Here is a 12,080-nt window from a genome sequence, read left to right as displayed (position 1 = left end):
GGACAAGTATGACAACTTGGAATTTAGAAGGTACAAGATCGCATTTATTACTCTGCAATGGAAGTAGCTGTATGAGAAAAGGTGGAGAAGAAGTGACACTTGCCGTTCGTGATGAAATTAGTAGATTAGAATTGGATCAACAAATTCATACAACACGGACTCGGTGTAATGGCAGATGCCAAGATGCATGCGTGGTCATTGCTTATCCGGAAGGAACTTGGTATCGAGTAGATTCACCTGAGATGGGTCGTCAAATTGTTCAGGACATTCAAGGACATAGTCTTGAATCGAATAAAATATATGAATTTGTTAACGGAGAAATGATGCCTAATCAAGCTGCTTCTGCTCCTGTAGGAATTTCAAAGAAAAAAGAGAATTCTGTTATTAATGAATAAAAGAGATATTTGTATGAAACTGAGTTACCTAGTACGATAATCCTCTAAAGTTTCTTCAGTTCAGAATTCATACATTCAATAGAAAAAAAGACTTATAACCAGGTTTGCGTTGGACAGCAACAAGGTTATAAGTCTTTTTTTCTATTTAGGCTTTGTTAAACAATAGGGTTGATATATTAAGTGCCTTTGGTATATGTGGGCATTACGTTATTCAATGGAATAAAACGAATGCCGATATAGACTAAAGTCGGTTCTTCAACAATAAGGAGTAACACAGCCTCTATTTAAAATCGATAAGAAGTCGTAGTTTTAACTTCATTCAGCAGAAGTCCTCCACTTCTGTAAGTGGGGGATGAATGCAAAAAGCTCTCTGATTCAGTGGGGGTTCAAACCCCGACTGAATGAAGTTAAGCCTCCGGCGGATGCCTCGGATTTTTTAAAGGTCATTTATCGAGCGAGCTCGATAAAAATCCGGGCGCAAATTCGGCGGGGCGAATTTGATAAACATAAGCAAAAGGAAGTTTATTAAAAAAAATCATATAAACTTGATGGTGGTCAATTCTTTTAGATCGAAAGAACCTTATCATATGAGTATAGAGAAAAGACAAAGTAAAAAACAAAGGAGTCAAATAAAATGATGGCAACCATTCATAAACATAAAAATCATATTACAGCTATTTCATTTATTTTAATCGTCATCGGGTTTTTATCCGGTCTAATGGGAAATGGTGAGATCAAAAACATGGCTCTCATTATCGCAACCATTATCGCAGGTATTCCCATTGTGATTAAGGCCTATCAAGCACTAAGAGTGAAAGCGTTTAGTATTGAGTTATTGGTGACGATTGCTGTTATTGGTGCCCTTTTTATTCAAGAGTTTACTGAATCATCGATTGTTACATTTCTCTTTTTATTTGGGGATTATTTGGAAGCACGAACATTAGAAAAAACGCGTTCATCCCTAAAGGAATTAGTCGATATGGCCCCACAAGAAGCCGTAGTGGTTCGTGATGGGAATCATATAACGATTCCAGTTGAAGAAGTAGTAGAAGGAGATATAGTGATTATTCGCTCTGGCGGAAAGGTTCCGGTTGATGGAAGCATCCTATCTGGTCAGGCCTCATTAAATGAAGCAGCTGTAACAGGTGAATCAGTACCCTCTTCGAAAAAAACAGACGATAAAGTCTACAGTGGAACGATTGTGGATCATGGTTATATTGAAATGGTCGCAGAAAAGGTCGGTGATGATACAACGTTTGCAAAAATTATTGAATTAGTGGAAGAAGCACAAGAGTCTAAATCAAAAACAGAAAAATTTCTTAATCAGTTTTCCAATATCTATACCCCAGCGGTTGTTGTTCTGTCCATCATCGTATTTTTCTTAACAAGAGATCTTCATATTGCGATTACATTCCTAGTCATTGCTTGTCCGGGTGCTTTAATTATTGGAGCACCAGTATCGAATGTTGCGGGAATTGGAAATGGAGCTAGAAATGGTGTTCTTGTTAAAGGTGGAGAAGTCATGGATAAATTCTCTAAAGTGGACACGCTCGTATTCGATAAAACGGGTACTTTAACAAAAGGAAAGCCAGAAGTCACTGATATTAAGACATTTCAGAACCTAGATGCGAATAGATTATTAGGATTAGTGGCACAGGCTGAAACGATTTCAGAGCATCATTTAGGTCAAACCATTGTCAAAGAAGCTAAAGAGAGAAACTTAAACTTTACGAGTAAACTCGAAAATGGAAAGGTAATAAAAGGAAATGGAATCACTGCGAAAGTGGAGGGGCATATCTTAGTCATCGGAAACCGTAAATTAATGAATCATGAAAATATACAGATCTCTGATGAAATAGCCAATTATGCAGTGGGTCGCGAAAAAAAAGGGAATACCGCTATTTTTGCAGCAGTAGATGGAGTAATATCGGGTGTTTTTTCAATCGCAGACCAGGTTCGTGAAGATGCACCAAGAGCCCTAGCACAAATGAGGAAAAATGGGATTAAGAAAATCGTTATGTTAACAGGTGATAATAAACATACGGCTGAATTAGTGGCCAAGCAATTAGGGTTAGATGAATTCTATGCGGAACTATTGCCAGAAAACAAAGTAGAATACGTAAAGAAATTAAAAAAAGAAGGTCATGTCGTAGCAATGGCAGGGGATGGAGTTAATGATGCACCTGCGATTGCAACCGCTGATATTGGTTTAGCCATGGGAGAAAGTGGGACAGATGTCTCAATGGAAACAGCTGATATTGTCTTAATGGCTGATAAGCTTATGCAATTCTCACATGCATATTCTCTTTCAAAAGCAACGATTCGCAATATGAAACAAAACACCTATTTCGCCGTTAGTATTGTATTTGTTTTACTGCTTGGCGTATTAAATGGATCGGTTCATTTAGCATCTGGCATGTTTATCCATGAAGCAAGTGTATTACTTGTTATCTTAAATGGGATGAGATTAATCAAGTTTAACCATAAAGCTAGAAAAGCTGAAGCAAGGCTACAAGCTGCTCATGCCTAATCGAGATAAGGAATGAAAAAATTTGTTAAAGAACGGGGCTGTCCCCATAGCCTCATTTTTATTGGTTATTGAATTGAGTAAAGGTATATGATTTTGTCTGTAATCTTCATTTAGCCTAGATAAAAATAATAAAACTTGATTTCAATCAAATGGAATATTCCCATTCTTTCTATAAAGAAGACCTCCATTTAAAAAAGTCGATTTTCTTGTACGATAAGGAATCGACTTTTTTGTTCGTTCAAAATCATACTAGCAAAATGTTAGAAAAACACAAAATTGGCTGTGAAAATAGGAAGAAAATCATTTTTGAGAATGATACATTTGTCTTAACGGGGTAGGAAGTTCTCCTACCTCACTTCGAGAAATTTTAGTTTATGAATCAAAACCCGAGGATTCGCCGTACATTTGGTACATAGGTTTGACTAACGGTTAGCTCAGGGGAATCAGGCGTTTTTAGTCTAAGTATTAAATTAGAAGACAAGTCACGAGACAATTGTTGTATAAACGAGATATTTACGATATAGGAACGATGAATCCGGAGAAATGAACTCGGTAACCGTTGTTCGAGAGCTTTAAGTGTTTGAATCGTGCTGTATTGGCCATCTGTCGTATAAAACCAAGTTTTCTTTTGATTACTTTCAATATAGGTAATTTGATCAATAGGTGTTGGACTCCAAACTTCCCCCTGTTTCCCCGTTATGAAAGAAAAGGATGATTGCTTTTTTAATGAATACGTGGGTGGGAGAATCACAGTTAAGGCCCCGTTAAAGCCATTTTGGTCCTCTATTGGATACCCTACTCCGTAATATGGAATGCCGAATACCGACTCATTCACCAAAGATTCTACTCGGCCTCTCTGCTGATAAACACGCTCTGTAATACTCCCTGAAGGAATCGGTTGTCCGGGACGAATTTGAAGATCATGAATACCGGAAAGGTAATCTAAATATTGATCTTTATCTGCAAATGCTACGGAGGCTTCTGGTGGAATCCAATCTTTAATGAACTTAGGAATTTTAAGAGAACTCATTTTTATTTAATTTTCACTCCTTTCTAAATATTCTGCGTTATTATTATAACTTAAAATCTTGATTCATATCCATATAATTCCTTTCATCTATAAATAAAATGTTCTGTCCTATATATCAGACAGAGAAAATACGTTGTTATATAATAAAAAAGTAAAGCCTTAATTGTTTCTCGAAAGATACTTGCTAAACAATTAGAGGTGTCAAACGAGATTAATCCAGAAATTAAAAATGTAGAGGAGAGGAATCATTATGCTGAAAACAAAAGGTTTAGAGGGAGTAGTGGCTACCACATCTTCTATCAGTTCTATTATTGATGATATTTTAACGTATAGAGGATTCAATGTGGATGATTTAGCCCATTATGCGGATTTTGAAGAAGTTATTTATCTACTCTGGTTCAAAAAACTTCCTACGTCTCAGCAACTAGCCCAATTTCGAAACGAATTATTCGAAAGCGCTTTCCTTCCTGATGAATTGACGAGAATACTAGAACAACTTCCTAATGAGAATGCCCATCCAATGTCTGTTTTAATGACTTGTGTATCTACACTTTCCATGTATGACGAAGAGACGGATCAAATGGACGAAGAAGCTAATGATCGCAAAGCGATTCGCTTACAGGCAAAATTGACTTCGATTGTAGCTGCTTATTCACGTATTCGTGAAGGAAAAAAAACGCTTATGCCAAAACGAGACTTAAGTTTTGCAGCCAACTTTTTATATATGCTAAATGGGGAGATTCCAAATGAAATTTCTGAGAAGGCCTTTAACAAAGCGCTTGTTCTTCACGCCGATCATGAATTAAACGCATCGACCTTTACCGCTCGTGTTTGCGTTGCCACATTATCGGACATGTATTCGGGCGTAACGGCCGCACTTGGAGCGTTAAAAGGACCGCTTCATGGAGGTGCAAATGAGCGTGTGATGAAAATGCTGAATGAAATAAATGAAGTCGATCATGTTGAAGCATATCTACAAAAGGCATTTGAGAGAAAAGAAAAAATTATGGGATTTGGCCATCGTGTATATCAAGATGGGGACCCGCGTGCGAAACATTTACGGGAAATGTCGGGACAATTGGCTAGTGTTACAGGAGAAGAGAAGTGGTATGATATGTCGCTTGCTATAGAGCAGGTGATTCTAAGGGAAAAAGGATTGCTTCCAAATATCGACTTCTATTCAGCATCCGTTTATCACAGCTTAGGGATCGAACATAGCCTCTTCACACCAATTTTTGCGATCAGCCGTGTGTCGGGTTGGATAGCACATATTCTGGAGCAGTACGAGAATAATCGCTTGATTCGTCCTCGAGCAGAGTATGTGGGGTCCAAGCATCAAACCTATATACCTATTAACGAGCGTGATGACTCAGGTAATGAAACCACCTAGAAATTATAAACATTAAGACTGGAATCCGAACGAAAAATATGAAAATAGTAAGGGAGCGGGAAAAATATGAGTGAAAAGAAAGTATCTATTGCCGATCCTGGACCATTAGGATTAGCCGCCTTTGCTTTGACGACATTTGTTTTAAGTTGTGTAAATGCTAATCTTGTCCCCGACTCTGTTGCCGATACATTTCTAACGCTGGGATTATTCTACGGTGGATTGGCGCAACTGTTGGCAGGAATGTGGGAATTTATAAAGGGCAATACTTTTGGTGCAACAGCCTTCACATCTTACGGTGCTTTCTGGATTTCTTTGTCTTCTATGGTTTATCTGGAGTTATCAGGTGTTTTGACATTTGGTTCAGATATGAATATTGCCCTTGGTTTGTTTTTAGTTGCCTGGACAATATTTACATTTTATATGTGGATTGGGACTTTTCGTTTAAACCTTGCATTGAATCTCGTTTTTGGTTTATTATTGATTACCTTTATATTATTAGATTTAACTGAATTCAATGTCATTTCTGGTCCAATTGCCGGATACTTTGGGTTAGCAACTGCCTTTGCCGCTTGGTACGCATCAGCAGCGGGAATTTTAAATCCTTTATACGAAAGGGGGATTTTGCCTATTGGTCAGTTTAAGATAAAACAAACAAAACGTTTAGGAAGAAGTGCTTGATCTTTAAAATGAAAGAAACGTATTCAAGAGCGCACATATTTAAAATGTGCGTTTTTGAATTACTTTTCAAATTAGATTTTGTCTCTCCCTTAAACAATACTCCTGTCAGTTTAAATACTGACTGTTTATCGTAATGTTGAATATATAGAAAATGAATGCTAGACTTAATACTTAATGGAACAGATGTATGTATTTTGTATGTTTTAATACGATAGGTTATAGTATTGTCAGCGTTGTTTATAAACAATAATAGTAAATAGTTAATATCAATGTATACTCAGCATGTAAAGAGGTTGTGACAATAATTGATAAACATTGGATAGTAAAAGAAGATAACAGCCTTTGGAATTGCGAAAGGAAAGGAGAAGGAAAAAAATTTGAAATAAATATGGTTCTAAAGTAATGGGATTAATAGATGATATAGAAAAAATGATACAGTGGTGAATGAGGTAATAGGATGACGGCTGGTGGTATTTCAACTATTATCTGTGAAAGTTGGATTAGATAGATATTACTTCCCCAACCATTATGAAAGGGAATATCAAAGTTATCGGAATATGAAAAACGATTCAATTGACACTTATTTGTAAATTATAGGTGAGATATGTTATTGCCTCTAGATTTAAAGAGTGATAATGTTAATAGGTTAATGTATACAAGTATTTAACAAGTTTGTTCTATTGAACGACTTCAAATTGGAGGAATAAATAACAACATGAAATTAACGATTAAACAGAAACTTATCGGGTCTTTTATTATTGTAGCGCTCATTTTTGGTGTCGCTTCATTTTTTACATTTAATAATATGAAAAAAACAAATGAATCTTATAATTACCTTCTTAAAACAGTTTCTGGGTTAAAATCCATTACACAATCCATTCAGACCGAAATGGCCTTACAGATCGGTTATTATCGGGCATATATGTTATATGAAAATGATGAGTATAGAGATAAGTTCAATGAATCTCATACAAAAATAAAAAATTTAATCAAAGCTGGAAAAGATTTATCCACCTTACAAGAGACAAGAGATAGATTAGATTCTATTGCGACATCTAATAACCAATTTCAGCAAACAGCAACTCAAATAATGGAGTTATCAGCAGGCGATAGACAAAATGCACTTGAAAAAGGTTTAAAAGAAATATCTTCACTTACTTCAAGTTTAAATAGTGAGACGGATTCTATGTATAACTGGTTACAAGAAGATATAGCCGATAAAAGAGAAAAAGAAATCCGTGAAGATGCAAAATCGAGCTTAACACAAGTGCTTTTCTTAAGTGTTTTCGCTACGCTCATTTCAATCATTATGGGGATCATCCTGTCAAGCATGATCTCAAAACCAATCCGTTTGGTTATGGATCAAATGAAATTAATTGCTAGTGGAGATTTATCTAAAGAGCCATTAAAGACGAAATCGAGAGATGAAGTTGGTCAACTTGTGATTGCGACAAATGAAATGGCCGACAGTATGCGAGAATTATTAAAACAGATTAATATTGTGTCAGAAACTGTCAGTAGTCAAAGTGAAGAATTAACGCAATCAGCAAATGAAGTAATGGCTGGGTCCGAACAGATTGCCATGACCATACAAGAAATGGCGTCTGGTTCAGAGACACAGGCCAATACCTCAAGTGAATTGTCTTCTATCATGGGATCCTTTTCTATAAGGGTACAAGAAGCAAATGAAAATGGCGTACAAATCGAACAATCATCAAATGAAGTTCTTGAGATGACAAATGAAGGTAGTCAATTAATGGACTCTTCTACCAACCAAATGAGTAAAATCGATCAAATTGTACGAGATTCAGTTTATAAGGTGCAAAATTTACATAAACAGTCACAAGAGATATCTAAACTGGTTGTTGTTATTAAAGAGGTTGCCGATCAAACGAACTTATTAGCGTTAAATGCAGCGATTGAAGCGGCAAGAGCGGGTGAACATGGGAAAGGATTTGCCGTTGTGGCAGATGAAGTAAGAAAACTAGCCGAACAAACCGCTAATTCCGTAACGGATATAACAGAGATTGTAAACAATATTCAAAATGGATTTAATCTAGTAGCAGGGTCGTTACAAGATGGGTATAAAGAAGTGGAAAAAGGGACAGCTCAAATTGAAACGACGGGAGAAACGTTTACACAGATTAGCACGTCCGTAACAGAAATGGTCAATAGTATCAAATCTGTATCTGTGAATCTATCAGGTATTGCGGCTAATAGTCAAGAAATGAATGGATCGATTCAAGAGATCGCTGCGACGGCTGAGGAATCTGCAGCTGGAGTTGAACAAACTTCCGCATCCGTTCAACAAACAAGTAGTGCTATGGAAGAAGTAGCACGAAGCTCAAATGATCTTTCCAAGCTAGCAGAAGAATTAAATGAATTAGTTCGTAAATTTAAACTATAAAATTTGGAAAGTTTTAAAACGAGATTAGATAAAATAGGATAGTTTGCTACATAAACGAACTATCCTATTTCTTTGAAAATATCACATCAATTTGGAAAGTGATAATATCACGAAAATTTTAGAAGGGTTTGAGTCCGAAGCAGACTTACAAACAGAGAAAGGTTTAGGTGTTCCTTTTGGCCAAGGGTATTATTTAGAAAAACCAAAATCAATAGATTATTATTTACCAAATATTAGTTCCGATAATTGTGCCAGAGTAAATCTTTTTTGAATATAAGAAAGTACTTTGTGAAAGAAGTTAAAAACATTCACTCAATCATATTTTTTATTTATAAGAGAGGAGCGATACAGTGATAGCTTTAAAAAATCAAATGCGCTATGAATTGTTGGAGGAACAGTTTCAAATAGATACATCCACTTTATTTTATACAAAATCAAACAGTTCTATCGAACGTATATTTTTGTATATCTATAATTACACAGATATCATTTATCTTGAATTTATAGATAGAAAAGTACTGTACGATTATATTAAATATCATCAATCGACACATTTTAAAGAGATTAGTTTTATTGAAACCATAAGGGATATTAAGCATTTTCTTTATTTCTTAGAGAATATTAAAGAAATGAAAGAAATACCTAAAATTGACTTGTCTATAAAAAATTTTTTTTTATGGGCTAGGCTTTAATGATCATTGTGAAATCTATTTAAAGAAGATAAAAATTTTTTAAAAAGTTTACGCAGTTTTCTTCATTCAAGTATTTGCATCGTCTTTTGTTCAGGCATACAGTTAAACACTGTGATTATTCCATTTGATGTAATAATAAAAAGAAGGCCCTATCAGTAGACTGATAGGGCCTTCTTTTTATTATTAGAATTATTTATTGGATTAAGTGGATTTGTGTAAACGTATAAATCAAAACTTTATATATAAACTAAACGGAAACTAACTAACTAACTAACTAATCGGGGAGGGAATGTATCATGGATGAAACCATTTATTTATTGAATAGTTTGTGGGTCATGTTTGCAGCAATTTTAGTTATATTAATGATCGGTGGGTTTATTTTGCTTGAAGTAGGATCGACTCGTATGAAAAATGCCGGGCATATTGCCGGGAAAAAAATATTCACGTTTGGAATTTCTTCTATTGTTTTTTGGGCAGTAGGATTTGGATTTATTTTTGGGGAGGGAAATAATTTTTTTGTTGGATTATCTGACTTTTTTTATTCAGGTTATGAATTAGAAGGTATAGGGCTGGCAACCCCGGTTTTCTTTGTATTCCAGCTTGCATTTGCTGGCATTTCATTAACGATCGCATTTGGAGGATTTGCAGAGCGTGCAAAGCTAGCATCTTATCTCATTTTTTCCGTGTTATTTATCGCCCTTGTGTATCCTGTAGTTGCTCATTGGATATGGGGAGGTGGATGGTTAACAGAACATGGAAAACAGGATTTTGCTGGCTCCACCGTTGTTCATTTAACAGGAGCGATGGCAGCATTTGCGGCTACTCTTCTCTTAAAGCCACGAATGGGAAAATATAATGATGATGGATCGGTTAATCATATATACGGGCATAATCAAGTGTTTACAGCGTTAGGCGTTTTGCTATTATGGGTCGGTTGGTTTGGGTTTAATGCAGGTAGCACATTAGAAGTAACAGATGGATTTTTTGGGTATATTGCTTTAAATACAAATTTAGCTGCTTCTGCTGGGGCTGTTACTGCGCTTCTTATTTCCTGGATGGTTGTTGGAAAAGTAGATATACCGACAATGTTAAATGGAGCATTGGCAGGTTTGGTAGCAATTACTGCTTCTTGTGCATATGTGACTCCTGGAAGTGCGATTTTAATTGGATTCATTGCAGGTATACTTGTTTTCTACAGTATTAAATTTTTTGATAGAATAAAGGTGGATGATCCGATCTTTGCTTTATCTGTTCACGGTGTTGCTGGTGTATGGGGAACATTATCAACGGGATTTTTTGCAACTCCTCAATTAGCGGAATTATATGGGGGACTACCGGGATTGTTTTACGGTGGAGGTCTGGAACAACTTGGAGTACAAGTTCTTGGTATTTTTGTTTCAGGAATTTATGCATTTATTGTTTCTTTCATTCTATTAGTGATTCTACAAAAAGTATTGAGTGGACTGCGGGTTACAGAGGAAGAAGAGATTATGGGGTTGGACTTAAGTGAACACGGTAATTACGGATACCCAGAGTTATTTCGATCAAATCAAAATGAAAACAACAAGTAACAAACTGTTTCACTTTGTCTGGGGGAAGTTTGATGGTTGAAAACAATTGCAAGTATAAAAAGGTAAGACAATGGAGGGATGATAACATTGGTAACTATCTATCAAGTAATGATGAATTAAATCACTTTCATCATAAGATTATGAATAAAGTTTTGGAAGTTGCGATAGATGAATTAAAGGAAAAGTGTGGAGTCCCTCCATCTGACTTTTCTTGGTTTGTGATGGGAAGCGGCGGAAGATTTGAACAAGCGATTGTAAGTGACCAAGATCACGGTTTGGTTTATGAACGAAAAGGTAACCGGTCGGATACGTACTTTCAAGCTTTAGGGAAAGAGATTACAAAAGGCCTGTATTTAGTAGGTTATCCTTATTGTGAAGGTAATGTTATGTCTTCGAATCCTTTATGGTGTAGGTCAATGGAAGAATGGCAAGCACAGATTATTAGTTGGATGGAAGAAAAGAGCTGGGAGTCGATTCGTTATTTACTTATTTTTTATGATGCAAGACCTTTAATAGGAAATGACAAATTTGTCCAAGGATTGAAGCAAATGATTTACCAATATATAAGAGAGTATCCTTATTTTTTAAACCGATTATTAAATAATACGATGCGGATTCAAAAGGGGATTGGTTTTTTTGGACAGTTTTTGACGGAAACGCACGGAATTCACACTGGTTCCATTCATATTAAGGGCTATGGTTTTTTTCCATATGTTAATGCGGTACGACTCTTGTCCATTAAAGAAAAGATCAATGTCACCTCAACATTATCTCGCTTACATCAACTATCTCTACTTCCTAGTTATAAACAAGAAATGAACATACACCAATTGAATTTTAAAAAGCTATTGGACTATCGTCTAATGAATAGCTCAGAAAAAGATAATTATGAAGATATTCATTATCTCAATATTAAAGAGATGAACCCGAAACAAAAAAAGGAATTAAAACAGATTTTGAAAGGTGCGGTTGTGTTCCAGCGGTCCATTCAGAAAATTATTCTAAAAGGAAGCTAGTATGAAGTTTTCTCAGATTTTTCAATTTATCATTTTAGGCGAGAAGACTCCCACTTCAATTTTGTGAAGGGCAACGCCCAAAAATAAGTGGGAGATTAATCGTCTTTTTGCATAGAGAAACATGTGTTTGCATGGTATAATATACCTGTACAAGTTGTTCTTTGAAAACTGAAGATAGGAGGTTCTAGCAGGAAAAACGTCTGCTAGGTAAAATCTTCAACGTTCTTTCGTCCCACACGTACCGAAGTTGCTAATCCTTAGCTAAAGTAGGACGTGTGGTGAGTCAACGTACAAGTTTGCATGACCGGCAGGAGGCTAAATTAGTCGTTTGTACTGCTAACCGTCGGTGCGACGGGGTTAGCCTGCTCAAT

General features: G+C 35.9%; 8 protein-coding genes and 2 pseudogenes. 9 read left to right on the top strand and 1 reads right to left on the bottom strand.

Features of this window, described 5'->3' with window-relative positions:
• Nucleotides 1–8: 8 nt before the first annotated feature.
• Together JMM81_RS04545 and JMM81_RS04540 are read left to right on the top strand one after the other, a co-directional pair.
• Nucleotides 9–395 (top strand): (2Fe-2S) ferredoxin domain-containing protein, encoded by a 387-nt coding sequence (locus JMM81_RS04545; RefSeq protein WP_256240348.1) that lies wholly within the window; start codon nt 9–11, stop codon nt 393–395.
• A 634-nt stretch (nt 396–1,029) separates the two neighbouring features.
• Nucleotides 1,030–2,925 (top strand): heavy metal translocating P-type ATPase, encoded by a 1,896-nt coding sequence (locus JMM81_RS04540; protein WP_256240347.1) that lies wholly within the window; start codon nt 1,030–1,032, stop codon nt 2,923–2,925.
• 379 nt (nt 2,926–3,304) lie between these two features.
• On the opposite strand, the gene JMM81_RS04535 is transcribed toward JMM81_RS04540, so the two are convergent.
• On the bottom strand, nt 3,305–3,955 hold the full coding sequence (locus JMM81_RS04535; protein ID WP_256240346.1) for a LytR/AlgR family response regulator transcription factor: 651 nt from the start codon (nt 3,953–3,955) through the stop codon (nt 3,305–3,307).
• A gap of 250 nt (nt 3,956–4,205) precedes the next feature.
• On the opposite strand from JMM81_RS04535, the gene citZ reads away from it, so the two are divergent.
• From citZ to JMM81_RS04505, 7 genes and pseudogenes are all read left to right on the top strand, one after another.
• Entirely contained in the window at nt 4,206–5,345 is a 1,140-nt protein-coding gene (gene citZ / locus JMM81_RS04530) for a citrate synthase (RefSeq protein WP_256240345.1), read from the top strand.
• A gap of 66 nt (nt 5,346–5,411) precedes the next feature.
• Nucleotides 5,412–6,023: an acetate uptake transporter gene (locus JMM81_RS04525; protein ID WP_256240344.1), complete on the top strand. Its 612-nt coding sequence runs from the start codon at nt 5,412–5,414 to the stop codon at nt 6,021–6,023.
• A gap of 715 nt (nt 6,024–6,738) precedes the next feature.
• Nucleotides 6,739–7,239, top strand: a pseudogene (locus JMM81_RS23270) (CHASE3 domain-containing protein); the annotation flags it as partial.
• Nucleotides 7,240–7,305: 66 nt separating this feature from the next.
• Nucleotides 7,306–8,430 (top strand): annotated as a pseudogene (locus JMM81_RS04520) (methyl-accepting chemotaxis protein); the annotation flags it as partial.
• Nucleotides 8,431–8,780: 350 nt separating this feature from the next.
• A complete protein-coding gene (locus tag JMM81_RS04515) occupies nt 8,781–9,122 on the top strand; it encodes a hypothetical protein (RefSeq protein WP_256240342.1) in 342 nt (113 codons plus the stop codon).
• A 296-nt stretch (nt 9,123–9,418) separates the two neighbouring features.
• Nucleotides 9,419–10,693 carry an ammonium transporter gene (locus JMM81_RS04510; protein ID WP_256240341.1) on the top strand — a complete coding sequence of 425 codons (1,275 nt, stop codon included), beginning with the start codon at nt 9,419–9,421 and terminating at the stop codon, nt 10,691–10,693.
• Nucleotides 10,694–10,725: 32 nt separating this feature from the next.
• Nucleotides 10,726–11,709, top strand: a complete 984-nt coding sequence (locus JMM81_RS04505; protein ID WP_256240340.1) for a DUF294 nucleotidyltransferase-like domain-containing protein — start codon at nt 10,726–10,728, stop codon at nt 11,707–11,709.
• The last annotated feature ends 371 nt before the right edge of the window (nt 11,710–12,080 follow it).

It is taken from the genome of Bacillus sp. V3B (genome assembly GCF_024494465.1).
Classification (GTDB): domain Bacteria; phylum Bacillota; class Bacilli; order Bacillales; family Cytobacillaceae; genus Bacillus_BD.
Note: the sequence above shows the minus strand (reverse complement) of the source record. Positions and strands in the feature narration are given on the sequence as shown.